Origin of the sequence: Streptomyces lydicus, assembly GCF_004125265.1 — a bacterium.
GTDB lineage: Bacteria > Actinomycetota > Actinomycetes > Streptomycetales > Streptomycetaceae > Streptomyces > Streptomyces lydicus_C.
The window spans coordinates 3466093-3490539 of the sequence record NZ_RDTE01000003.1; the positions used below are offsets into that span (position 1 = coordinate 3466093).

The following is a 24447-nucleotide window of genomic DNA, read 5'->3' on the forward strand; positions in this document are numbered from 1 at the left end:
TAAGGAAGCGGTGCGGTGGCGGGCGGCGCGGTGGGGCGGCGCGGTGGTGATGCGGTGCTGCGGTCGTGGGGTGGAAACACCAAGGCCGGGCGGCCCTCCCCCACAGAGGTCCGCCCGGCTGTTCATGGGTGTTCCGGCTTCGGCCGCCGCCGCGGCCGAGGTCCGGTGGTGTCGGCCTGAGGCCTCAGACCGCCTGGACCGGGAGGGTCGGCAGCGCCGGGATGTTGGCGGCGTTGGTCAGGTCGGCCAGGTTGGCGGGCACGGCCGGGAGGGCCGGCGCGGCCGGAACGGCAACGGCGTCGGTCAGGTTGGCCGGGACGGCCGGGAGGGCGTTGGTCACGTGGGCCGGGACGGCGGGCACGGCCGGGAGGGCGTCGGTCACGTGGGCCGGGACGGCGGGCACGGACGGGACGGCCGGGAGGGCGTCAGTCACGTGGGCGGGCACGGCGGGCACGGCGGGCACGGACGGGACGGCCGGCACGGACGGGACGGCCGGCACGGACGGGACGGCCGGCACGGACGGGACGGCCGGCACGGACGGGACGGCCGGCACGGACGGGACGGCCGGCACGGACGGGACGGAAGGGACGGAAGGAACGGCCGGCACCGACTTCACCGGGGCCAGGCCCCGCACACCGGCGACGGCCTGGCCGGCGGTGCCCTGCGCGTCGGTCGCGACCACGGCGGCCAGACCCTGCGCGAACGGGGTGGCGTCAGCGGCCGCGCCCCGGGCGAACGCCACGGTGTCGGTCGCCTTGCCCTGGACGAACGGCGCCGCGTCGCCGGCCACACCCTGCGCGAACGGGACCGCGTCGCCGGCCACACCCTGGGCGAAGGGCACCGCGTCGGCGGCAGCACCCTGCGCGAACAGCTGCGCCTGGCCGCCGACCGTGATCACGAACGGGGTGGCCTGGCCTGCCGCGTCACCGGCGAGGTGACCGGCACCGCCGACCGCGTCCTGCGCGACCGGCACGACCTTGACGACGACCCGGCGGGCGACGGGCGGCAGCACGTCGGAGGCCGCCTTGCCGACGACCGGACGGGCGGTGGCAAGCCCGCCCTGGACCGGCTTCGTCAGCTGCTCGGGACGGATGCCCGCACCGGCGAGACCGGCCAGCAGATTGTCGACCGAGCCCGGAGCCTTGGGCAGCGCGGGGGCCTTGGGCAGCGCCGGGGTGCCGGGCAGGCCCTGGGGCAGGTGGGCGGACGGGACGCCCGGGGTGGCGGGCAGCGACGGGACGGAGGGCAGCGTGCCCTGCGCCAGACGGCCGGCCTTGCCCAGGTCGGCGGCCTTGGCGGCCTTCTTGACGGCCTTGGCGGCCTTCTTGGCCTTCTTCAGGTCGGCGGCCTTGCGCACCTCACCGGTCTTCGGCAGGCCGGCGCCGTGGGCCTGCTTGCGCACGCCGTCCACCGCGCCGGTCAGGTCGCCGGCCTGCGGCAGCTTGCCGGTGGGCAGGTCCTGGGTGGTCACATCGCCGCCGAGGACACCGGTGGCCTTGCCCGCCGCGCCCTTGGCGGTCGAGGTGGCGGTCTTGGCGGTCGTGGTGACGGTCTTGGCCGTCTTCGTCACGGTGCCGGCCGCGTCACCGGTGGGCAGCTGCTTCGCCGTGCCGGTCACCGTGCCGGCGGCCGGCAGGTCCGAACCGACGGGCAGTTCGGCGGCGTTGGCGGCGACGGAGCCCAGGGCCCACAGCCCGGTGGCGGCGGTGGCAACGACGATGGAACGGCGGATGTTCGAGCGCATGGAGGTGAAGTCCTTCGAATTCAAAAGGGGTGAAAGGGCAGACCTGTCCCGCCCCCGCGCGGCAGGTCGGTTACAGACGCGGAGCGGTCTGCCCTAGCCCGGGAATTCGAGGATTTCTTCGGCACGCCGACGCGTCGGAGCGCCATCGGCCGTGCGGACGCCACCGGGCAGGAGCCGGAAGCGCAGGGGGTCCGCCGGGGCGGCGACATGCTGGTCCCCGCCACGGGGGCCGTGACCGTCACCGGCGGTGTGCGAGGCAGGCGCCACCGGAGCCTGCGGGCACGGTCCCGGAAGGCCGTTGCGGCCCGGGGCGTGCTGTTCGTGGGCGGCGGCCGAGGGGTGCTCGGCGGCCGGCTTGTGCAGGCGGCCGGCAACGTCCGACGACGGCACGGCGTACGGGCCGGCGGCCCGGTCAGCGGTCCGCGGACCGGCCGGCTGTGCCTTGCCCGGCGTACGACCGTGCTGGTGCGTCGCGCCGTCTCCGGAGCCTCCGTTGTGCTCACCGGACGGGAGGTGCACGGGCAGCGCGGCGCCTGCCGAGTCCCCGACCTCCCGTACGACACGGTTCACCGGCCGGGTGATCCGGTCGGTGACCGGCGCGGCCTGCTCGGCGGCGGGCCGTACGGCCTTGGCCACCGCGTCGGACGTGGCGTGGGCGTGCTCGGCGAGCTTCGCGCCGGACGCCTTGCCCTGCCGCTGGAGCGCGGCCTTGGAGCCGGACAGCTCGTTCGCCGCCCCGTCCCGGGTGGCGGCCCGGTCCGGGGTGGACGCCTCGGACGCGGCCTTGGCCGGGGTTGCCACCCCGGTCAGCTCCGCGCTCCGCGTGCGGTCGTCGGCATGGGCGCCGGGACCGAAGGCGAAGCCGAGGGCGACGAAGCCCACCAGGAAGAGCCCGGCCAGCAGCGCACGCCGCGCGGCCACGGCGCGCGGGAGGCGCACGGCGGCAGGCAGGGCGAGCACAGCAGACAAGGAGGGACCTTCCCCTACGGACGGGGACAGCCGGGACATGCGTCCTCGGCGTCACGCGCGTCGCGGGCGATCGAGCGATGGCCTGATCCTTGCATGAGCAGCCAGGTGCCACGCAAGTCCCCCCGGGGGTCCTGTCACCGTTGCTCCGCCATGTCCGGTATGGGCAGCGGCCTTTTTTCGATCGCGGCCGCCATTACGTCGGGAAACAGATCCGGAGTGCAGGCGAACGCCGGTGCGCCCAGGGCCGCGAGGGCGGCGGCGTGGTCGCGGTCGTATGCGGGCGCCCCTTCGTCCGAGAGCGCGAGCAAGGTCACGAACTGCACCCCGGACGCCTTCATCGCGGCGACCCGCTTGAGCATCTCGTCCCGGATGCCGCCCTCGTAGAGGTCGCTGATGAGGACGACGACGGTTTCGGTGGGGCGGGTGATGCGGGACTGGCAGTAGGCGAGCGCACGGTTGATGTCCGTGCCGCCGCCGAGCTGGGTCCCGAAGAGGACGTCCACCGGGTCGTCCAGTTGGTCCGTCAGATCGACGACCGAGGTGTCGAAGACGACGAGCCGGGTGTCGAGGGCCCGCATGGAGGCGAGCACCGCGCCGAACACCGAGGCGTAGACGACCGAGGCGGCCATCGAACCGGACTGGTCGATGCAGAGCACCACGTCCTTCTTCACCGACTGCGCCGCGCGGCCGTAGCCGATCAGCCGCTCGGGGACGACCGTGCGGTACTCCGGGAGGTAGTTCTTGAGGTTCGCCCGGATCGTGCGGTCCCAGTCGATATCGCGATGACGTGGCCGACTGATCCGGGCGGAGCGGTCCAACGCGCCGGTGAGGGTGGCGCGGGTGCGCTGCGCCAGCTTCTTCTCCAGCTGCTCGACGACCTTGCGGACGACGGCGCGGGCGGTCTCCTTGGTCGTCTCCGGCATGACTTTGTTGAGCGAGAGCAGGGTGCCCACCAGATGCACATCCGCCTCGACGGCCTCCAGCATCTCCGGCTCCAGCAGCAGCGCGGACAGCCCCAGCCGGTCGATGGCGTCCCGCTGCATCACCTGCACCACGGAGGACGGGAAGTACGTACGGATGTCGCCGAGCCAGCGCGCCACCCCGGGCGCCGACGCCCCGAGCCCCGCCGAGCGCCGGCCGCCGGGCGCCGTGCCGCCGCTGCCCTTCTCCCGGCCGTAGAGCGAGGCCAGCGCCCCGTCCATCGCCGCGTCCCGCCCCCGGAGTTCACACCCCGTCCCGTCCGCACCGCCACCGCCGAGCACCAGCCGCCAGCGGCGGAGCCGTTCGGCTTCGGGGGCGGGGGTGGTCGTGGGGGCGGTCGTGGGGGCCGTCTTGGGGTTCGTCTTGGGGGCCGCAGTCGTGTTCGTTGCTGTCGCCGGGGCGGTGGTCGTGGCCGTCGCCCGCGCCGGCGCCGGATCGGTGGCCGTATCCGTCGTCATCGGGTCCGGTGTCGTGTGGGTCATGTCCGTGCCCCCGGTCGTATGGGTCATGTCCGTGCCCCCGTGAGGTCGTTGGCCGGTCGGGTGGTGTCCGGTGGGTCGTCGTCCGGCCGCTCGCCGGGCTCGTCGCCGAAGCCGGGCGCCCCAATGCCCAGCAGCAGGCGCAGGGTGGGGAGGACGGCCGCGGCGCGGTCGCGGTCCAGGCCGGGGCCGAAACCGGGGGCGGCGGCGTCCGGTGCCGCGCCTGACGGGTGGCAGGACGGGGCCGTGGGGCCGCGGCGGACCAGTTCGCCGAGGGTGCGCCGCACACCGGACTCGTACTCCGCGAAGGTCCGGCGCAGCAGCGGCAGGACGTCCGTGAACGCGGTGTCCGGCACACCGGTCAGCCAGCCGTCGACCAGCGCGAGCAGCCGTTCGTCATGGACCAGCAGCATGCCGCCGTCCCCGCCGCCGACGAAGCCCTCGTTCCAGCCGGCGGCATCGGTGGGCGGGGTGCCCGGCGAGAAGGCGAGCCCCATCAGCCGCTCCGCTCCCCCGTCGCCCAACTCCCCTTCGTCGAGCAGAAGTCTGGCCGCCCGCCCGCGGATCAGGCCCGGTACGGCATCCCGTTCGCTCACCGCCCGGAGCGCCCTGACCCACCGGGTCCGCAGCTGCTGCGGTCCGGGAGGCGGCATGGCCTGGGGGCCGGGCTGCGGTACGGCCTGGGGGCCGGGCTGCGGTACGGCCTGGGGGCCGGGCTGCGGTACGGCCTGGGGGCCGGTCTCCGGTCCCGTCTCCGGTCCCGTCTCTGATTCGGTCTCCAGTCCCGTCTCTGGTTCGGTCTCCAGTCCCGTCTCTGGTTCGGTCTCCGGTCCCGTCTGCTGCCCGGGCTGCGGCTGGCCGAGGAGGCCGACGGCCTGGTGGGTGGCGTCGAGATGGCCGCGCATTTCGGCGGCGCCGTCGGCATCCAGGCCCAGGCAGGCGGGTGGCAGTCCGACGAAGACCCGCTCGGCCAGACCCGTCGCCACCTCGCGCAGCGCCGCGGCGTCCGTGCCGCGCACATCGCCGTAGCGCACGGACCGTACGAGGGCGGGCAGCGCCTGGGCGAGATGTCCCACGTCCGCGTCCAGCGCCGCACGGTCCGACAGCGCCCGCATCACCACCGGGAGGGCATCGGGGAGTCCGGCCAGCAGGCAGCGCTCGGCGAGAGCCGTGATCTCGGCGAGCGTGGCCGCCTCCGATGCCTCGGACGCGGCCTTGGCGGTGGCGGCCGAGAGGACGGTCGTGCCCCAGATACCGGCCTCCGCGACCCGCACCGACAGTTCGGGCTCCCAGCGCAGCCGCCAGGTCTCCCGGAACGTGCCGGTGCTGCCGCGGGAACGGCCGGGCTCGCCCCACGGGATGCCGAGCAACCGGAGCCGGTGCAGCAGGCGGCTGCGGCGGGCGTCGGTCTCCTTGCGCAGGTCCAGCTCCAGTTCCCGTTCCGGGGCCTCCGGTTTGAGCCGCAGGGTGCGCTGGCTGCGGGTGAGGTCCCGTTGCAGCGGCACGGCGGGGGCGTCCTGGGGGACCTCGCCCAGCACCTCCCCCACCACCAGCCGGTCGTGGATCAGCGAGGACGGGGCATCGGAGCCGTCCCCCATCACGGCCCGGACCGCGTCGTTCAGTTCGGTCAGGCCGGCCAGCGGGCGGCCGCGTACCGTGGCCAGCCCCTCGGCGAGCCGCACGGCCTCGATGACATGCGCCGACGAGACCGCGTAGTCCTCTTCCCTGAGCAGCCCGGCGACCTTGGTCAGCCAGCGTTCCACGGGGCGGTCGGGGGCGCCGAAGAGATGGCCGTACCAGCCCGGCGAGGCGATACCGGCGCCGTAGCCGCTGTGCCGGGAGAGCCGTCGGTGCGTCCAGGGCACCCAGGTCACCGCCGTCTTCACCTTCGGAAGGCCCTTGAGCAGCTGCCGGTCGGCGGCCACGGTGGTGCGCCGCGCCAGGGCCGGTACATGCCAGGCACCGCACACCACGGCGATACCGTCCCCGAACTCCCTTCGGGCGGCGCGCAGCCGCAGCCGCATATGGGCCTCGCGCACCGGATCACGGTCATGGCCGCCGTCCCCGTACGCCTCGCGCAGCGCCCCCATCGCCTCGGCCAGCGCCGCGAACGGGGCCAGCGCATCCGCACCGGCGCCCCCTCCGGTCCCCACTCCGGTCCCCGGTCCTCCCGCGCCCCCGCGGTGTTCGACCACGTCCTCCCACCAGCGCTCGGGATCGTCGTACCCGGCCGCCTCGGCCAGCACCCGGATCGGATCGACCCGTACCTCTGCCTCGTCGGGTGCCGCTGCCTGCTCCTGTCCGGCGGCCGGAGGCTCGTCGGCCGGCCTCCCCTCGGTCACCGGCTCCTCACCGTCCCCCATCGCCAGCGAGTGCGCCGCGGGCAGGTCGATGAAGCGGACGGGGACGCCGCGCTCCAGTGCCCAGCGCATCGCCACCCACTCCGGGGAGAACTCGGCCAGCGGCCAGAACGTCGCACGGCCGGGGTCGTCCTGTGCGTGGGCGAGCAGCGCGACGGGCGGACGCATCTCCTCGTGGGCGGCCAGCGGCAGCAGCGCGTCCGCCTCCGGTGGCCCCTCGATCAGGACCGCGTCCGGCGTGCACTGGTCGAGGGCGGCACGCACCGCCCGCGCCGAGCCGGGGCCGTGATGCCGCACCCCGAGCAGCACCGGCCCGGTCATGCGCTCACCTCACGGCAGGCGCGGTAGAAGTCCTTCCAGCCGTCGCGCTCGCGCACCACGGTCTCCAGGTACTCCTGCCATACGACGCGGTCGGCCGCCGGATCGCGGACCACGGCCCCCAGGATGCCCGCGGCCACGTCCCCGGCACGCAGCACACCGTCCCCGAAGTGGGTGGCCAGCGCCAGCCCGTTCGTCACCACCGAGATGGCCTCGGCCGTGGAAAGAGTGCCGGAGGGCGACTTGAGCTTGGTGCGGCCGTCGGAGGTGAGACCGGCCCGCAGCTCGCGGAAGACCGTGACGACCCGGCGGATCTCGTCCAGCCCCTCCGGCCCGGCCGGGAGATCCAGCGAGCGCCCGATCTGCCCGACCCGGCGCGAGACGATGTCCACCTCTTCGTCCGGGGTGGCGGGCAGCGGCAGGACGACGGTGTTGAAGCGGCGGCGCAGCGCGCTGGAGAGTTCGTTGACCCCGCGGTCGCGGTCGTTGGCGGTGGCGATCAGGTTGAACCCGCGGACGGCCTGCACCTCCTGCCCCAGCTCCGGGATGGGCAGGGTCTTTTCCGACAGGACCGTGATGAGCGTGTCCTGGACGTCGGCGGGGATGCGGGTCAGTTCCTCGACCCGTGCCGTCATGCCCCGGGCCATCGCTCGCATCACCGGGCTGGGCACCAGCGCCTCGCGGCTGGGGCCGTCGGCGAGCAGCCGGGCGTAGTTCCAGCCGTAGCGGATCGCCTCTTCGGGGGTGCCGGCCGTGCCCTGGACCAGCAGGGTGGAATCGCCGCTGACGGCCGCCGCCAGATGCTCGGACACCCAGGTCTTCGCGGTGCCCGGCACGCCCAGCAGGAGCAGTGCGCGATCCGTCGCCAGCGTCGTCACGGCGACCTCGACGATCCGGCGCGGGCCGACGTATTTGGGGGTGATGACCGTGCCGTCCGCGAGCGTGCCGCCGAGGAGATAGGTCGCGACCGCCCACGGCGAGAGCCGCCAGCGCTCCGGGCGCGGCCGGTCGTCGGCCGCCGCGAGGGCCGTCAGCTCCGCCGCGAAACTGTCCTCGGCGTGCGGTCGCAGCGCTTCGCCGCCCGCGCCCTGCGGCGCCGTCCCACCGTTCGGTTCGGTCTCGTCGTCCGTCGTCTTGAAGCTGTTCTCGGACATGGTTCCCCCTCGTCGCAACGTGTGCGGCCGGGACGGCGAAATCCCTGCGGCCGCTTGCGGAATCAAGCCTGCACCACGCCACTGACAATCCCCCGAAAACCCACCCTGAGCTGCGAGTTCAGCGCGGTCACCGGCGATTGTCAGTGGGGCGTCGTAGCGTCGATGACATGAATCCGCAGGGGGAACGCTGGACGACGGATCAGGTGCTCGCGCTGGCGCCTGACGAGGCCTCGCGCAAGGCGGGCGGCAAGCTCGCGGCGCCGGGTCCGTGGTCGGAAACGGGCGCGGACGCGAGCGCGGTGTGGGGGCAGTGCAAGGGCAGCGGCAAGAAGCCGTATCACACGGCCGTGGATCTCAACGGTCCTGCTTTCACGTGCAGTTGTCCGAGCCGCAAGTTTCCGTGCAAGCACGCGCTGGGGCTGCTGCTGCTCTGGGCGGGCGGTGGCCGGGAGGTGACGGCCGGGGACCCGGCGCCGTGGGCGGGCGAGTGGCTGGCCGGACGCCGGGAGCGCGCCGAGCGGTCCGCCCGATCGGCCCCGGGCGGCGGCGCTCCCTCGCGGGCGCCTGCCGATCCGGAGGCCGCCAAGCGGCGGGCGGAGCGCCGGATGCAGCGGATCGGCGCCGGTGCGACGGAGCTGGAACAGCGTCTGGAGGATCTGCTCCAGGCCGGGCTGGCCTCGGCCGGCCACGGTGCCGGGGAGACCTCCCGGGGCGGCGGCGGAGGGGGCTCCTGGGGCGAGACTGCAGCCCGCATGGTCGACGCCCAGGCGCCCGGCCTCGCCTCGCGGGTGCGCGAGCTGAGCGCGGCCGTGGCGTCCGGTCCGGACTGGCCGGCCCGGCTGCTGGAGCAGTGCGCCCTGCTGCACCTCCTCGACCGGGGCTTCCTCGGCATCGAGCGGCTGCCGGCCCCACTCGCGGCAACGGTCCGCTCCCGTGTGGGGCTGACCACGGAGGCGGCGGATCTGCTGACCGGCCCCGAGGCGGCGACGGTCCGGGACCGCTGGCTGGTGCTCGCCCAACAGGACACCGAGGAGGGCATGTTGACCACCCGCCGCATCTTCCTCCGGGGCGAGCGGACCGGCCGGATGGCGCTGCACCTCTCCTTCGGCGGCGGCGCCCAGCGCCCGCCGGCGCCGGCCCTGCCCCCCGGTCTGGTGCTCGACGCGGACCTCGCCTACTACCCCGGCGCCCGCCCCCTGCGCGCCGCCCTGGGCGAGCGGCACGCCCCCGCGGTCCCGGGCCCCGTGCCGTCCGGCTGCGGTATCGACGCCGCCCTGGCCGCGTACGGGGACGCTCTGCGCGACGACCCATGGCTGGATTCCTGGCCGGTGGTACTCACCGAGGTCACGCCGATCCCCGGTCGCGACGGCAAGAGCTGGCAACTGGCCGACGCGGACGGGGAATCGGCACTGCCGCTGGACCCACGCGGTCCGGGACAGACGGGCCTGTGGCAGCTGGCCGCCATATCGGGCGGCGCGCCGCTCACGGTCTTCGGCGAATGCGGCCACCGCGGCTTTCTGCCGCTGACCGTCTGGGACCCGGCCCCGGTGCCCCTGTGACCCGGGCCCCCGCCGCCCCGCCGGCCAGGCCCCTCACCCCCGCCACCCACCGGTGGCACACACCGTCCACCACCGATCCCGGAGGAAGGGCATGACGACCACCACCAGGCCCACCAAGGCCACTTCACCCACTTCACCCAACTCACCCGCTGCACCCAACTCGCCCGCTGCACCTGCTTCCCCCGCTCCCGCCGCCGCCCCCGAATCCACATCCGCACCAGCACCCGCATCCGCACCCACACCCGCCACGTCTCCTTCCCCTTCCCCGGCCCCCACCCCGACCGCCCCGGCTCCCTGGGCCGACCTCGTGAGCGCCGCGCTCCTCGGGACCGAGCGGCGGACGCCGCCGGTGGCGGTGCGCCCCGGACAGGGCGCCGCGGCCGCGCTGCTGGACGCGGCGGCGGTGAGCACGGTGCGCCGCCGCGCCGCACTGCGCCCGGCACCGGCCGGCGAACGGCCCGCCCCGGCCCCGGCCGACCCACGGCCCCCGCTGCCGCCCGCCGCGCGCCGCCGGCTGGCCCTGCTGCTCGCCGACCGCGGCGGCAGCGGCGGCAGCCGCCGGGGCACGGCCCCCGACCTCACCGAACTGCTCCCCCAGTGGCTGGCCGCCGCCGAGGAGTACGGCTACCGGGCCCCGGAGGCACTGCTGCCCGCACTGCTCGACGCGGCCCGCGCCCGTACGGACCTGCGGCCCGCCGCGCTGGCGCTGGCGGGGCCGCGCGCACTGTGGCTGTCGCGGCTCAACGCGGAGTGGAAGTTCGCGCTCCGGGGGATCGGCGGCCCGGCCGACCTCTCCGGCGACGGCGGCACCAACGACACCGACAACCCCGACGGCCCGGACGGCCCGGACGGCATACGACACCGCTGGGAGGAGGGCCTGTTCGCCGAGCGGGTCGCCCTGCTGACCGCGCTGCGCCGCCAGGACCCGGGGGCCGGCCTGGCGCTGCTGTCCACGACCTGGTCCACGGAGCGGGCCGAGGACCGTCTGATGTTCCTCGACTCGCTGCGTGACGGGCTCTCGACGGCCGACGAGCCGTTCCTGGAACAGGCGCTGTCCGACCGCAGCCGGAACGTCCGCGCCACGGCCGCCGAACTGCTCTCCACGCTGCCCGGATCCGCCCTCGCGGCCCGGATGGCACAGCGCGCGCACACCTGTGTCGGCCCGGACCGTACGGCCGGCGCGCCGGGGATCGCCGTCGAGGCGCCGCACGAGTGCGATGCGGGGATGCAGCGGGACGGCGTGGCGCCCAAACCGCCCGCCGGACGGGGCGAACGGTCCTGGTGGCTGGGCCAGTTGGTGGAGGCGGCTCCGCTGGACGGATGGCACGCCCGCTTCGGTGGCCGCGACGCGGCGGCGATCGTCGCACTGCCGGTGGCCGACGACTGGCGGACGGAGCTGCACGACGCCTGGTGCCGCGCCGCGGTGCGCCAGCGGAACACCGACTGGGCGCGGGCGCTGCTGGGTGCGCCGGGCGCTCCGTCCCGGGCGGCCGAGGTCGCACCGGCCGGCTCGTCGCGGGACCTGACCAAGCTGCTGACCGTACTGCCCGATGCCGAACGCGCCCGGTGGGTCGCGGAGTTCATCGCGGCCCACGGGCTGTCGGAGGCCTTCCGGATGCTCGGCGTGTGCGCGGTCCCCTGGGCCGAACCGCTCGGCGGGGCCGTCGTCGACGCCCTGGACATCGCCCGGGACGCGGGCAGCTACCCATGGAGCTTCAGTGGGGTGATGGGCCTGGCCGAGCGCTGTCTGGACCCGGCGGCGGCGGACCGTCTCGCTCTGCTCACCGCCGTCACCGACGAGCCGGAGGGCGCCTCACCGGGCTCCGGCGGCTACTGGTCCGAGGCCTTCCAGCGCCTGGTCGGCACCCTGCGCCTCCGCGCCACCATGCATGCGGAACTCGCCCCGGACCCGACCGGGCACGACGCCACGGCCAACAGCGGCACAGGTACGGGCACCCGCACCCGCACCCCTACCGCCACCCCGGCCCACGGCCCGGTCCGGACCACACGACAGCCCCTCGCACCATGAGCTTCCGCCTGCCCCTCTGTTCCGGAACCGCCCACGCCCCGGCAGCCGCCCGCGCCCCGGCCACCCTGGCCGCCCGGGCGTCCCGCGGCTCAGACCGCCAGCGAGCGCACATTCGCGTTGACCCACTCCACGATCGAAGCGGTCGTCGCGCCCGGCGTGAAAATCTCCGCGACGCCCTGCGCCTTGAGCGGGGCGATGTCGTCCTCGGGGATGATGCCGCCGCCGAAGACCTTGATGTCCGCCGCGTCGCGCTCCTCCAGGAGGGCGATGACCTTTGCGAAGAGGGTGTTGTGCGCGCCGGAGAGGATGGACAGCCCGATCGCGTCGGCGTCCTCCTGGATCGCGGTGTCGACGATCTGCTCCGGGGTCTGGTGCAGCCCGGTGTAGATCACCTCCATACCGGCGTCGCGCAGCGCCCGCGCGATGACCTTGGCGCCCCGGTCGTGCCCGTCCAGGCCCGGCTTCGCCACGACCACACGGATCGGACCCGACCTGCCCGCCGTGCCCTGGCTCCCCGCTTGCGCTCCGTCGTGCCGAGCCACACTCATCACTGCCTCCAAGCCATGCACGGCACTGTGGTGCCGCCGAGCCGACAATCGATCGCGCGACCGCGATCCGGCGGCCACGAGCGTGAACGAACGTTATCGCCAGCATCCCGTACCCAGCCGTTTCGTGACATCCGGGGAGGGGGAAATCACACCTGGGACACGTTCGCTACGCGCCGTGTTCCGCGTGTCGTACCGCCCCGGCCGGGCGGATCCGTACGCGCGGGGCGGGCGCTCGGGGAGTCGCAGCCGGGCCACCGCGCCGCCGGGCGCGCATCAGGGCGGGTACGCCGCATGCCCGCCGTCGCTGCTCATGGCTTCCCACGAGGGCATACGGGGGTCGAAGCCGCCTCCCGCGTGCCGTTCGGGAGGTCGGCCATGCAGGCCCTGCCCTTTCTCTCCGCCCCTTTTCTGTCCGCACACCGTCTCTCCGCACCCCTTCTCTCTGCACCGCTCTCCGCATCCCTGCTGCTCGCGCGCCTTTTCGCCGCACCCTTCCAGCGCGCACGCCGGCTCCCCACCCACGCCTCTCCCCTGCTCCTGCGCAGCACGGCCGTGGAACTGGCGGTCCTCGCCGGCCACCTCCTCCTCTATCCGACCGGCATCTCCCGGGAACGCCCCGTGCCACCACCCGCCCCGCACCCCGCCACAAGAACCCCGGACGGACACCCGGCTCCGGAGACCGTGCAGCCCGCCCCCGGCGCGCCGTCGATGCTGCCGACCGAGGGCCGGGCCCATCCGCCGGTCCTCCTGCTCCACGGCTTCATCGACAACCGCTCCGTCTTCCTGCTGCTGCGCCGCTCGCTGCACCGGCACGGCTGGCGTCATGTCGAGGCGCTCAACTACTCGCCGCTGACCTGCGATCTCCGTAAGGCCGCCGAGCTACTGAGCCGCCATGTGGAAGAGGTGTGCGCGCGAACCGGGCATCGCCGGGTGGACCTCGTGGGCCACAGCCTGGGCGGGCTCATCGCCCGCTATTACGTCCAGCGGCTCGGCGGCGACACCCGCGTCCGTACGCTGATCACGCTCGGCACCCCGCATTCCGGCACCGCCGTCGCCCCCCTGATGTCGGCGCACCCGATCGTCCGCCAAATGCGCCCCGATTCCGCGGTGATTACGGAGTTGTCGCTTCCGGCGCCGCATTGCCGGACGCACTTTGTCGCTTTCTGGAGCGAGGAAGACCGAGTGATGATCCCCGCCACGACGGCCAGAATCAGCCATCCGGATTTGCGTGCGGACAATGTGCATGTCGCCGGTGTCGGACATCTCGCGCTACCGGTCAACGGCACCGTCGCCGCCGGTATACGCGAGGCACTGACCTCGGCACAGACCGCGGAAGGAGCCACGGACGCCATTTCGGTGGCCTGACCCCGGCCGACGAGGATGGCCCGGCCCCGTCCCGCGCGACGCCGGAACGGGCGCCGGAACGGCGCCGCAGCGGCTACCTGATCTTGACGTGTTGCCGAACAAGCGTCGAACGGGTCGCCAAGAGCTCGCATGGGACTGCCGAAAGGCGGCCAAATGCCCGGTCTCGCCGAGCCCAAAACCTGTGGAAGATTGTCGCCGCCGCGTACCGCCGGGTACAGTCGCCGCTAATTCTCCTGCTGCCGAGGCGAAAGAGAAGTTGGTGAACGACCGTCACCCATCGGGGGCCCAGCTCCCGACCGGATCCGCTTCCGACGCCTCGTATGCGCACTATCCCGCTTACGACTCCTACGGGCAGCAGCACTCCCCGTCGGACAACGCCGCATACGGCGACGGCGACCCGCTCTTCGGCTCGCTTCCCGGCTCGTACGGGACCGGTATGTACGACACCGGCAGCTACGGCACCGGGACGTATGACGCCGGTACCCACGACGCGGGCGCCCATGGCATGAGCGCCTACGGCACGGGCACTTTCCACACCGGTGCGTACGACACAGGCGCCTACGACACGGGTGCGTACGCGACAGGCGACGGCTACACCACCGGCGCCTACGACACCGGCAGCTACGCCTCGGCGCAGTGGGACACCGGCTCTCACGAGACCGGTGCTTACGAGACCGGTGCCTACGACAGTGGCGCCTACCCCGCCGTCGATCCGCACTCGGCCGCCGCGGGCTACGACCCCTATGCACACACCTCGTACGAGTCCCCGGCGCAGAATCCGGCCGCCTACGCGTCTCCCGACTACGACACGTCGGCCACCACGTACGAGAACGCCGCGTACGAAGCCACCGCGTACGGGCACGGCGTGTACGACACCGGGAGTTACCCCACCGGCACCTATGACACCGGGAGTTACGCCACCGGCGCGTACGAGACCCCCGGCGGCTTCGAGACCACTGGCGGCTTTGAGACCACCGGCGGTTTCGAAACCACCGGCCGGCAGGCCACCGCGCTCCAGGACGCCGCCCTTCGGGAGACCTCCCTCCAGGAGACCTCGAGCTACGAGGCCACGGCGATCTGGCCCACCATGGACCGGAACCTGATCGCCGGCATCCCGGCCCAGGCCGGCCCGCCCCCGACCGACACCGTCCACTGGGACACCACCGCGTGGGGCGAAGCCGGTCAGGCCGACACCGGTCAGCTCGATTTCACTCAGCTCGACGTCGGTCAGCTCGATGTGAGCCGGCTCGACACCCAGCAGTTCGCCGCCGACGGCTTCGAGACCGACGTTTTCGAGGCCGGCCGGCCCGAGAGCGACGGCAGCGCCCCCGGCGGGGCCCCTCGCTCCGGCGGCGCCACCGACACCAGCGATGCCGCTGCCGTGGCGGACGCCATGACGCAGGCCATGCCGGTCACCCCCGCCGCCCCCACCGCGCGGCGGGTCGCCGGACCGGACGCCGGGAAGGCCGTCCGTGGCCGCGGCCGGAAGCGCCCGGTGAAGCGGTCGGCGCTGCTGACCGTCGCCGTCCCGTCGGTCGCCGCCATGGGCGTGTGCGCCGTGGCCGCCGCGGCCGTCACCGGATTCACCGGGGACGACAAGAGCGAGGCGACCGCCCAGGCCGCACCGGACGCGAACGCCGTCAAACCGTCCGCGGCCAACAACAAGCTCGACACCCAGCTCGCCGGACTCAGCGCCAGCGCCGACGACTTCCGCGACCGGGCCAGCCGCACCCAGGAGCGGATCGACCTCAAGGAGCGCCAGGCGCTGGAGCGCAAGCGCAAGGCGGAGGAGGCGGCCCGCAAGGAGGCCGCCCGCCCCAAGTTCGTCCTGCCGGTCACCCAGCACGGGCTGAGCGCCACCTTCGGCCAGGCCGGTGTGAACTGGATGTCCGTGCACACCGGCATCGACTTCCCGGTCAGCTACGGCACCCCGGTCATGTCCGCCACCGACGGCACCATCCGCACCCAGTGGAACTCCGCCTACGGGAACATGGCGATCGTGACCGCGCCCGACGGCACCGAGACGTGGTACTGCCATCTGAGCAGCACCAAGATCCGGTCCGGGTCGGTCAAGGCCGGTGAGCAGATTGCCTATTCGGGCAACTCCGGCAACTCCACCGGACCGCATCTGCACTTCGAGGTGCGCCCCGGCGGTGGCGCGGCGGTCGACCCGCAGCCGTGGCTGCGCGATCACGGCCTCAACCCGAACTGAAACACGGCCTCCACCGCACGGACGGCCGTTCGGTGTGCCGGCGTTCTGCGTGCCGGCGTCCCTTTCCTCGGTTCCGCCGTTCCTCGGTTCCGCCGTTCCCCGCTTCCGCCGTGCCACGGGTTCCACCGTTCCGCCGTTCCGCCGGGTGACGATTCCCGTCACCCGGCCCGCGCGGCTCCCGTTACAGCTTCTCCACCGGCGCATACCGCAGCAGCAGCCGCTTCGGCTTCTCGCCGCCGAAGTCGACCGTCGCCTCGGCGTTGTCGCCGCTGCCCTTGACGCCGACGACCGTGCCGAGCCCGAAGCTGTCATGGGTGACCCGGTCGCCGATGGTCAGTGAGACGACCTGACGGTCGCCGCCGCGGCGGGTCGCGAAGCCGCTCGGGCCCTTGGCGCGCGACGACGAGAACGTGGAGCCGAAGCCGCCTCCTGCGCTGCCGCCCGCCGACATGCCGCCCATGGACGCGGACGGCGTCGCCGGACCCGTGCGCTTCCACTCCACGTGGTCGGCCGGGATCTCCTCCAGGAACCGGGAGGGCGGGTTGTACGAGGGCTGGCCCCAGGCGCTGCGCATCGTCGAGCGGGTGACGTAGAGCCGCTGGCGGGCACGGGTGATGCCGACATAGGCCAGCCGGCGCTCCTCCTCCAGCTCCTTGGTCTGGCCCAGCGAGCGCATATGCGGGAAGACGCCGTCCTCCAGGCCGGTCAGGAAGACGGTCGGGAACTCCAGGCCCTTGGCGGTGTGCAGCGTCATCAGCGTGATCACGCCGCTGCCCTCCTCGTCCTCGTCCGGGATCTGGTCGGAGTCGGCGACCAGCGCGACCTGTTCCAGGAAGTCGGAGAGCGTGCCGGGACCCGGGGCGGCAGCCCCCTCTGCCGCAGCCTCACCGCGGTCCTGCTCGAACTCCAGGGCCACGGCGGCGAGTTCCTGGAGGTTTTCGATCCGGGTCTCGTCCTGGGGGTCGGTGGAGGCCTGGAGTTCGGCGAGGTAGCCCGTGCGCTCCAGGACCGCTTCCAGGATCGTGGCGGGGCCGGCGCCGGACTCGACGATGGTGCGCAGCTCCTCCATGAGGACGTTGAAGCGCTTGACGGCGTTGGCGGAGCGGGCCGCCATGCCGTACGCCTCGTCGACCCGGCGGAGCGCCTGCGGGAAGGTGATCTTCTCGCGCAGCGACAGGGCGTCGATCATCGCCTCGGCGCGGTCGCCGATGCCGCGCTTGGGGACGTTCAGGATGCGGCGGAGCGGGACGGTGTCCTCGGGGTTGCTGAGCACCCGCAGATAGGCGAGGACATCGCGGACCTCCTTGCGCTCGTAGAAGCGCACCCCGCCGACGACCTTGTAGGGCAGTCCGACCCGGATGAAGATCTCTTCGAAGACCCGGGACTGGGCGTTGGTGCGGTAGAAGACCGCGACCTCGCCGGCCTTGGCGTCACCGGCGTCGGTCAGCCGGTCGATCTCATCGGCGACGAACTGCGCCTCGTCGTGCTCGGTGTCGGCGACATAGCCGGTGATCTTGGGGCCGGCGCCGGCGTCGGTCCAGAGGTTCTTGGGGCGGCGGTTCTCGTTGCGCTCGATGACGGCGTTGGCAGCGGAGAGGATCGTCTGCGAGGAGCGGTAGTTCTGCTCCAGCAGGATCGTGGTCGCGTCCGGGTAGTCCTCCTCGAACTGGAGGATGTTGCGGATCGTGGCACCGCGGAAGGCGTAGATCGACTGGTCGGCGTCGCCGACGACACACAGCTCGGCGGCGGTCTCGGCGGGGCCGACCAGCTCGCGGACGAGGGTGTACTGGGCGTGGTTGGTGTCCTGGTACTCGTCGACGAGGACATGGCGGAAGCGGCGGCGGTAGTGCTCGGCGACATCCGGGAAGGCCTGGAGCAGATTGACCGTGGTCATGATGATGTCGTCGAAGTCCAGGGCGTTGGCCTCGCGCAGCCGCGCCTGGTACATCGCATACGCCTCGGCGAGGGTCTTCTCGAACCCTCCCCCAGACTCCGTCTGGGAGGTGCCCCCAGCAGCCGTGCCCGCGAAGGTCTCCTCGTCGATGAGCTCGTTCTTGAGGTTGGAGATCTTCGCGCTGAAGGACTTGGGCGGGAAGCGCTTGGGGTCCAGGTCCAGATCGCGGCAGACCAGGGCCATCAGGCGCTTGGAGTCGGCGGCGTCGTAGATGGAGAAGGAGGAGGTGAAGCCCAGCTTCTTGGACTCGCGGCGCAGGATGCGGACGCAGGCGCTGTGGAAGGTGGAGACCCACATGGCGTTGGCGCGCGGGCCGACCAGCTCCTCGACGCGCTCCTTCATCTCGCCGGCGGCCTTGTTCGTGAACGTGATCGCGAGGATCTGGCCGGGGTGGACATGGCGCTCGGCGAGCAGATGGGCGATGCGGTGGGTGAGCACCCGGGTCTTGCCGGAGCCGGCGCCGGCGACGATCAGCAGCGGGCCGCCGGTGTGCACCACGGCCGCCTTCTGCTCGTCGTTGAGCCCTTCCAGCAGCGTCGCCGGGTCGAGGACGGGACGGGCGGCGCCGTCGCGGTAGTACGCTCCCCCACTCTCGGCTCCGCTCGTGCGGGGGGACCCCCACCCGGGCGCGGGCGCGTCGAACCTCCCGCCGAAGAGGTCGGCGGGGATCTCCTCGGGGGCCGGGCCGTGCTCGTCCTCGGGGGGCGGGGGATGCTCCTCCTCGCCCTTGGGGCCGAGGTCCGCCAGGAAGCTGTCGTCAAAGAGGCTGCTCATCGCCCACCGAGTCTAGGCGGCCGCACTGACAGTCCGCGGCCCAGTAGCCGATTGCGGCCCGCTTTCGCCGCGGGCCGTGGCAGCGCAGCAGGTCAGGCGTCCGGGGCCGGAACGAACCGGTCGGCGGCTCGTCTACCCGAATCCGACATCTGTCACGACAACTCCCGCATCGCGTTCAGGTCACAAAAAGGTTTCGGGCATATCGAACATCAGCCTTCACAGGAGCCACACGAGTTGGCTAACGTCCTCGCTCAGGCAGCCCGTCTCCCCGTGGACGACAGCGTCCGCACGGGCCGCCCACGCCGAGTCCGGCCCTGCCCTCGGGCACCCGGAGCCGGGGACCCACCAGCACCACCGGGGTGAATCGATCCGGACAGCCGCCGACGGCGGACATCCGGACCGTAGGGCAAGCCTTCCGTCAGCGACACCGCCCGAACCCGACAGCTAACCCGGTAGGCGGTCCACGGAAGGAGTCGCCGGCCTTGGCGTCGCATCGCAAGCCGCGCACCAGCATTCTCACCTCGCCCGGAGGACGGCGTACGGCGGTCGGGCTCACCACCGCCGCCCTCGCCTCGGCCACGCTGCTCTCGCAGTCCGCCGACGCGGCCCCCCGGGCGCCCAAGCCCACCGTCGAAGAGGTCAAGCAGAAGGTCGACGGCCTCTACCACCAGGCCGAGGTGGCCACCCAGAAGTACAACGCCGCCAAGGAGCACACCGACGACCAGCGTCACCGTGTCGACGGACTGCTCGACGCCGCCGCCAAGCGGGCCGAGAAGATGAACGACGCCCGGCGCCGGCTGGGCACCTTCGCCTCGGCGCAGTACCGCACCGGCGGCATGAACCCGACGGCGCAGCTGATGCTCGCCAAGGACCCGCAGCAGTTCTTCGACCGCAGCCACCTCATGGAGCGGCTGACCGGCCGGCAGAAGGAGGCCGTCTCCGAATACCAGGAGCAGCAGGCCGCGGCCGCCCGGCAGCGGGCGGAGGCGACCCGCGACCTGGAGCGGCTGCAGACGTCGCAGGCCTCGCTCAAGGAGTCCAAGCAGGCCGTTCAGCAGAAGCTGGCCGAGGCCCGGCAGCTGCTGTCCGAGCTCACCGCCCAGGAGAAGGCACGGCTGGCGGAGCTGGAGCGCCAGAAGGAGGAGGCGGCCAAGCGCAAGGCCCAGGAGGAGGCCCGTAAGCAGCAGGAGCGTCAGCAGCACGACGGGGGCGGCACGTCCGGCGGTCAGGCCGGTGGCGGCGCCGACAACGGCGGCTCGACCGGAGGTTCGTCCTCCGCCCAGGCCGAGAAGGCGCTCGCCTTCGCCCGCTCCCAGGTGGGCAAGCCGTATGTGTGGGGCGCGACCGGCCCCAGCTCGTACGACTGCTCGGGGCTGACCCAGGCGGCGTGGAAGGCGGCCGGCGTCAAGCTGCCGCGGACCACGTGGGACCAGGTCAAGACCGGCCAGCGGATCGCCACCAAGGACCTCAAGCCCGGTGACCTGGTCTTCTTCTTTGACGACATCAGCCATGTGGGCATGTACATAGGCGGCGGCAAGATGATCCACGCCCCGCACCCGGGCGCCAGCGTCCGGGAGGAGTCGATCTACTACATGCCGATCTACGGGAGCGTCCGCCCGGGCTGAGGCCCGGCCCCCGCTCCCCCTTCAGGCCACCCCCCACGGCCACCCCCCACACGCCACCGCGCGGCCGTCGCCTCCGGATGAGGAGTGCGATGACCGCGCGGTGTGCCGTTCGGGGAGCTTGTGCGTCGGCCCGGAGCCTTGTTTCCGGGGCGCCCGGAGCCCTCTTTAGGGGGCGCCCCGGAGCCCTTTTCCGGGGCGTCCGCCGCTCCGGCCCGCGCCCCGGGCCCCGCTCCCGGAGCGTCCGCCGTTGCGCTCAGGTCCAGAGCACGGCGATGAAGATGTTGGCCACCGTCAGCGCACCGACCGTGCCGAAGAGCGGCGGGGCGATCTTCTCGTCGTCCCGCTTGACGTAGACCAGCGCCAGGATGACCACCAGGACGGCCATCTTGATGCCGAGCTTGATGGTGTTGAGGCTGTGGCCCTCGGCCTGGTTGAGGCCGACCAGCACGATGCCGGTGACCAGCATCGTCAGCGCACCGTGCAGCATCGCCGGCACAAAGCGGGCGGTGCCCGCGCCCATCGCCTTCATCTGGGTCAGGAAGCCGCCCAGCAGGGAGGCGATGCCGATGATGTGCAGGCCGACGAAGAGATTGATTACTACGTCCATAGTGCTGGATCGTAGCCGTCGCATAGCACGGCTCTTCAGGCAGGGCGGCCACATTCGCCGCTTCGGTCAGGCCGGGCCCGCTCCCGGCCGTGCGGCCATGGCGCCACGGTCACCCGCGCACCGGCACCGGTCGAAAGCGAACAATCCCGGGCAAGCGGACTCATCACCGCAGCACCCCGGCTTAGCGTCCTCCTCCAGGCGGTCGACTCCCCGCCCTCGCCGGCCTCCCACCGGCGTCCTGTCGGCCGCCCCGCCGTGAGGTGCGACGGCGGTCCGTTCCCTCGTACGGACCGCCGCCGGGCCCACGGGTTCCAAGGGAAGGAAGTGACGGCCACCGTGGCCTCGCACCGCAAGCCGCGGCAGCATCCGCTCGCCGCGCTCACCGGCGGCGCACGCAGCGCACGCACCGCCCGCACGGCCGCCACCCTGGCACTGGCCGGCGCCGCCACCGCCACGGGCTTCGCCCCGGCGGCGGAAGGTGCCCCCGTCGCCGCCGTTGCCGAGAAGGCCGGCCAGGCCGCGCACCGGCTCACCCCCGACCGGGTCAAGGACCGGGTCAACGCGCTGTACCAGGAGGCAGAGGTGGCCACGCAGAGCTACAACGGCGCGAAGGAGGCCGCCGGCGCCGCACGCCAGGAGCTGAGCAGGCTCCAGGACGAGGCCGCCCGCAGAACCGCGGAACTGAACGCCGCACGCGGCGAGCTGGGCACCGTGGCCGCGAGCCAGTACCGCTCCGGCGGCGTCGACCCGACCGTACGGCTGCTGCTGTCCGCGGACCCGCAGCGCTATCTGGACGGCGCCGCGGTCCTGGAGCGGGCGGGCAGCCACCAGGCGACCGCGGTGGCCGGTTACGCGCGCCGGCTCGGCAGCGTACGGCAGATCCAGCGGCGGGCCGAGGACACCGCGCAACGGCTGGCGGACACCGAGGCGGCGCTGAAGAAGCACCGGGTCACGGTCGTCCACAAGCTGGGCGCCGCCGAGCAGTTGCTGAACCGGCTCACGGCCGAGCAACGGCAGCGGATGGCGGGTCGCGGCGGCGCACACGGCGGCGCCGGACAGGGACGGGCGGAGCACGGGACAGGGCATGGGGCGGGGCGCGGGGACGGTCTGCCCGGCAAGCTTCCCGCCGGCCAGGGCGCCGCCGCGGCGGCCGCGGCCGTGGCGCAGGCTGCGGCGCAGGCCCCCGACCCCCGGGCCGCGCGGGCCGTGGCCTATGCCTACGCCGCCCTCGGCAAGCCGTACGTCTGGGGTGCGACGGGCCCCTCCGGCTTCGACTGCTCGGGGCTGACCCAGGCCGCCTGGAGGTCGGGCGGGGTGTCGCTGCCCCGTACGACCTACACCCAGATCAGCTCCGGGCCGCGCATCGACCGGTCCCGACTCGCCCCCGGTGACCTGGTGTTCTTCTACTCCGGCATCAGCCATGTGGGGCTCTACATCGGGGACGGCAAGATGATCCACGCGCCGCATCCGGGAGCGCCGGTGCGGATCGCGCCGATCGACCAGATGCCGTTCGCGGCGGCGACCCGGCCGGCGTAGGGCCTGACTGCCGGCATGGGGCCGGTCTGTCGGCATAGGGCCGGTCTGTCGCCCCGTAGGACCGGCCTGTCGCCGTAGGGCCGGCCTGTCGCCGTAGGGCCGGTCTTCACGGTTCCGCCTGTCTCGCCGCTCGCTCGGCCGGGCGCGCCGCGCGCTCACCCCCTGAGCTGCATCCCCAGCCAGCGGAAGATCTGCGGCACCTGGTGCTCCCACACCTTCATGGTGTGGCCGCCGGCGTCCGACGCGATCCGGTGGACGTCCACCGTCGTCGGGAAGCTCGCGAACTGCCGCAGACCGAGGCCCGCTTGGTAGCCGTCGCCCGCCGCGCCCGACACGTACAGGGCCGTACGCGGCGGCCTGCCCGCGGCGTTGGCGGACTTCAGGATGTGCATCGGGTTGGACTCGATGCGCAGCTTGGGGTCCTTGCCTGCCAGCGAGTCACGTTCGAGCGCCGGGTCGTTGTAGCCGGACATGGCGACCGCGGCGCGGTAGCGGTCCGGGTGGGACAGGGCGAGTTTTGCGGCGCAGTGCGCGCCCGCCGAGTAGCCGGCCAGGGCCCAGGAGTCCGCTGTTTCGCCGGCCCGGAAGTTGTCCACGATCATCTTGCGGACATCGACGGTCAGCCAGCTGTCGGCGTTGACCTTCCCGGGGATGTTGACGCAGCCGGTGTCCGCGCCGGGGAAGACGTCGGTCCGCGGTGACACCAGGATGTACGGCTTGACCTGGCCGTTCTGCATCAACGGCCGGACCTGGTCGGCCACCCGCAGGGAGCCCAGCCAGGTCTTGGCCGAGCCCGGGTAGCCGGGCAGCAGCTCGACCACGGGGAACTTCCTGTTCCGGTACGCCGGGTCGTTGTACTGCGGCGGCAGCCATACGTACACCTCGCCCTGCACGCCCGAGATCCGGCCCCTGAGGTCGGTCATCTGCACGCCCGGGCCCACCTTGGGGTCGTCGGCGGGGCGGAACCGCTGGAGCTGCTTGGGCTCGTTCTTGATCTGTCGGCCGCCCATGCCGTCGGGGCCGAGGTTCTGGGCCTCCTCGATATGGCTGCCGGTGCCGAGCAGATCGCCCCAGGTGTCGTAGAGGTTGTTGGCGTTGTTGACCATGACGAAGACCACGGTGATGGCCGTGACCTGGGCGAACAGCAACATCAGCAGCCGGGCGAGGCTGCGCAGCAGGGGCGGTCCCGCTATTCGGCCCCACAGGGCGAACGGCAGCACAAAGGCGACGATCAACAGCAGGATCGAGGTGAGGAAGAAGGGCGTGCCCGTCAGGCTCATCGGGATCTCGCTTCCAGGACAACTACGCGAAGGACGTGGGGATGGTTCCGGCCCCGCCTTCGGCAGTGAGCCTCTCCTCGCCCTTAGATGGTGATCCGCGTGGTCCTGGTTGCCCTTCTTTGGCCGTTCTTTACGACACCGCCTCTTTACGCTCCTGCCTCTTTACGACCCCGCCCGCCGGCGGCCCGTTTCCGGGCGCGCGGCGGTGGTGCAGGTCAGACCAGCCGCCGGGCCGCCGCCCAGCGGGTCAGCTCATGGCGGTTGGAGAGCTGGAGCTTGCGCAGCACCGCGGAGACATGGGATTCCACGGTCTTCACGGAGATGAAGAGCTGCTTGGCGATCTCCTTGTACGCATAGCCGCGGGCGATCAGCCGCAGGACCTCGCGCTCGCGCTGGGTGAGCCGGTCCAGGTCCTCGTCGACCGGTGGGGCGTCCGTGGAGGCGAAGGCGTCCAGGACGAAGCCGGCCAGCCGCGGGGAGAACACCGCATCGCCGTCGGAGACCCGGAAGACCGCGTTGACCAGGTCCGTGCCGGTGATGTTCTTGGTGACATAGCCGCGGGCGCCGCCCCGGATGACGCCGATGACGTCCTCGGCCGCGTCGGAGACGGAGAGCGCGAGGAAGCGGACCGGGCGCTCGGCGTCGGCCATCATCGCGGCACTACGCCGCAGCACCTCGACACCGCCGCCCCCGGGGAGATGGACGTCCAGCAGGACGACCTCGGGGCGGGTGGCGGTGATGACCGTGACCGCCTGGTCGACGTCGGCGGCCTCGCCGACCACCTCGACGCCGGTGCGCCCGGTCTCGCCGATCTCGGCCTGGACGCCCGTACGGAACATCCGGTGGTCGTCGACCAGTACGACCCGTACGGTCCGGCCCTCGGCCGCCCCGCCGCCGGCCCCGCCGCCGGCCTCGACCTGCTGTGCGTCCTCGTTGCTCATCTCTTCCGCCCG

16 protein-coding genes and 1 riboswitch are annotated in these 24447 nt (G+C 73.1%); of the genes, 6 read left to right on the forward strand and 10 right to left on the reverse strand.

Annotated elements, in window-relative coordinates; genetic code table 11:
• Positions 1-184: 184 nt before the first annotated feature.
• From D9V36_RS42630 to D9V36_RS17520, 5 genes are all read right to left on the reverse strand, one after another.
• Complete coding sequence (locus tag D9V36_RS42630) at positions 185-1744, reverse strand: hypothetical protein (RefSeq protein WP_129294607.1); 1560 nt, start codon at positions 1742-1744, stop codon at positions 185-187.
• A 93-nt stretch (positions 1745-1837) separates the two neighbouring features.
• Positions 1838-2713 carry a hypothetical protein gene (locus D9V36_RS17500; RefSeq protein WP_129294608.1) on the reverse strand — a complete coding sequence of 292 codons (876 nt, stop codon included), beginning with the start codon at positions 2711-2713 and terminating at the stop codon, positions 1838-1840.
• 134 nt (positions 2714-2847) lie between these two features.
• Complete coding sequence (locus D9V36_RS17505; RefSeq protein ID WP_241720908.1) at positions 2848-4176, reverse strand: VWA domain-containing protein; 1329 nt, start codon at positions 4174-4176, stop codon at positions 2848-2850.
• 23 nt (positions 4177-4199) lie between these two features.
• On the reverse strand, positions 4200-6854 hold the full coding sequence (locus D9V36_RS17515) for a DUF5682 family protein (protein ID WP_241720909.1): 2655 nt from the start codon (positions 6852-6854) through the stop codon (positions 4200-4202).
• Positions 6851-8005 (reverse strand): ATP-binding protein, encoded by a 1155-nt coding sequence (locus tag D9V36_RS17520; protein WP_129294609.1) that lies wholly within the window; start codon positions 8003-8005, stop codon positions 6851-6853. Before D9V36_RS17520 ends, D9V36_RS17515 begins: the two co-directional genes overlap by 4 nt.
• A gap of 167 nt (positions 8006-8172) precedes the next feature.
• On the opposite strand from D9V36_RS17520, the gene D9V36_RS17525 reads away from it, so the two are divergent.
• Both D9V36_RS17525 and D9V36_RS17530 read left to right on the forward strand, forming a co-directional pair.
• Entirely contained in the window at positions 8173-9564 is a 1392-nt protein-coding gene (locus tag D9V36_RS17525) for an SWIM zinc finger family protein (protein ID WP_129294610.1), read from the forward strand.
• 307 nt (positions 9565-9871) lie between these two features.
• Positions 9872-11593, forward strand: coding sequence for a DUF5691 domain-containing protein (locus D9V36_RS17530; protein WP_241720910.1), 1722 nt, complete (start codon positions 9872-9874; stop codon positions 11591-11593).
• Between the two features lie 89 nt (positions 11594-11682).
• Here the strand turns inward: D9V36_RS17530 and D9V36_RS17535 are convergent, their stop codons facing one another.
• The gene (locus tag D9V36_RS17535) at positions 11683-12141 is read right to left on the reverse strand and encodes a cobalamin B12-binding domain-containing protein (protein ID WP_129294611.1); all 459 of its coding nucleotides are present in this window, start codon (positions 12139-12141) and stop codon (positions 11683-11685) included.
• Between the two features lie 375 nt (positions 12142-12516).
• On the opposite strand from D9V36_RS17535, the gene D9V36_RS17540 reads away from it, so the two are divergent.
• Both D9V36_RS17540 and D9V36_RS17545 read left to right on the forward strand, forming a co-directional pair.
• Positions 12517-13506, forward strand: a complete 990-nt coding sequence (locus D9V36_RS17540) for an esterase/lipase family protein (RefSeq protein ID WP_129294612.1) — start codon at positions 12517-12519, stop codon at positions 13504-13506.
• Positions 13507-13765: 259 nt separating this feature from the next.
• On the forward strand, positions 13766-15718 hold the full coding sequence (locus D9V36_RS17545) for a M23 family metallopeptidase (RefSeq protein ID WP_129294613.1): 1953 nt from the start codon (positions 13766-13768) through the stop codon (positions 15716-15718).
• 181 nt (positions 15719-15899) lie between these two features.
• Here the strand turns inward: D9V36_RS17545 and pcrA are convergent, their stop codons facing one another.
• The gene (pcrA, locus tag D9V36_RS17550) at positions 15900-18446 is read right to left on the reverse strand and encodes a DNA helicase PcrA (RefSeq protein WP_129294614.1); all 2547 of its coding nucleotides are present in this window, start codon (positions 18444-18446) and stop codon (positions 15900-15902) included.
• A 290-nt stretch (positions 18447-18736) separates the two neighbouring features.
• Positions 18737-18920: riboswitch (cyclic di-AMP (ydaO/yuaA leader) on the forward strand.
• A gap of 8 nt (positions 18921-18928) precedes the next feature.
• On the opposite strand from pcrA, the gene D9V36_RS17555 reads away from it, so the two are divergent.
• On the forward strand, positions 18929-20071 hold the full coding sequence (locus D9V36_RS17555) for a C40 family peptidase (RefSeq protein WP_129294615.1): 1143 nt from the start codon (positions 18929-18931) through the stop codon (positions 20069-20071).
• A 253-nt stretch (positions 20072-20324) separates the two neighbouring features.
• Here D9V36_RS17555 and D9V36_RS17560 read toward each other — a convergent pair whose 3' ends face one another.
• The gene (locus D9V36_RS17560; RefSeq protein ID WP_129294616.1) at positions 20325-20678 is read right to left on the reverse strand and encodes a hypothetical protein; all 354 of its coding nucleotides are present in this window, start codon (positions 20676-20678) and stop codon (positions 20325-20327) included.
• Positions 20679-21002: 324 nt separating this feature from the next.
• Here D9V36_RS17560 and D9V36_RS17565 point away from each other — a divergent pair, with 324 nt between their 5' ends.
• Positions 21003-22214 (forward strand): NlpC/P60 family protein, encoded by a 1212-nt coding sequence (locus D9V36_RS17565; protein ID WP_129294617.1) that lies wholly within the window; start codon positions 21003-21005, stop codon positions 22212-22214.
• A 155-nt stretch (positions 22215-22369) separates the two neighbouring features.
• On the opposite strand, the gene D9V36_RS17570 is transcribed toward D9V36_RS17565, so the two are convergent.
• Both D9V36_RS17570 and D9V36_RS17575 read right to left on the reverse strand, forming a co-directional pair.
• Positions 22370-23494, reverse strand: coding sequence for an alpha/beta hydrolase (locus tag D9V36_RS17570; protein WP_129294618.1), 1125 nt, complete (start codon positions 23492-23494; stop codon positions 22370-22372).
• Positions 23495-23709: 215 nt separating this feature from the next.
• Positions 23710-24435 (reverse strand): LuxR C-terminal-related transcriptional regulator, encoded by a 726-nt coding sequence (locus D9V36_RS17575; protein WP_129294619.1) that lies wholly within the window; start codon positions 24433-24435, stop codon positions 23710-23712.
• Positions 24436-24447: the final 12 nt, after the last annotated feature.

Coding starts and splice junctions, on each gene's coding strand:
- D9V36_RS42630 (WP_129294607.1), bottom strand. CDS start 1,744: ATGCGCTCGAACATCCGCCGTTCCATCGTCGTTGCCACCGCCGCCACC.
- D9V36_RS17575 (WP_129294619.1), bottom strand. CDS start 24,435: ATGAGCAACGAGGACGCACAGCAGGTCGAGGCCGGCGGCGGGGCCGGC.
- D9V36_RS17540 (WP_129294612.1), top strand. CDS start 12,517: ATGCAGGCCCTGCCCTTTCTCTCCGCCCCTTTTCTGTCCGCACACCGT.
- pcrA (WP_129294614.1), bottom strand. CDS start 18,446: ATGAGCAGCCTCTTTGACGACAGCTTCCTGGCGGACCTCGGCCCCAAG.
- D9V36_RS17560 (WP_129294616.1), bottom strand. CDS start 20,678: ATGGACGTAGTAATCAATCTCTTCGTCGGCCTGCACATCATCGGCATC.
- D9V36_RS17570 (WP_129294618.1), bottom strand. CDS start 23,494: ATGAGCCTGACGGGCACGCCCTTCTTCCTCACCTCGATCCTGCTGTTG.
- D9V36_RS17525 (WP_129294610.1), top strand. CDS start 8,173: ATGAATCCGCAGGGGGAACGCTGGACGACGGATCAGGTGCTCGCGCTG.
- D9V36_RS17505 (WP_241720908.1), bottom strand. CDS start 4,176: ATGACCCACACGACACCGGACCCGATGACGACGGATACGGCCACCGAT.
- D9V36_RS17515 (WP_241720909.1), bottom strand. CDS start 6,854: ATGACCGGGCCGGTGCTGCTCGGGGTGCGGCATCACGGCCCCGGCTCG.
- D9V36_RS17535 (WP_129294611.1), bottom strand. CDS start 12,141: ATGAGTGTGGCTCGGCACGACGGAGCGCAAGCGGGGAGCCAGGGCACG.
- D9V36_RS17520 (WP_129294609.1), bottom strand. CDS start 8,005: ATGTCCGAGAACAGCTTCAAGACGACGGACGACGAGACCGAACCGAAC.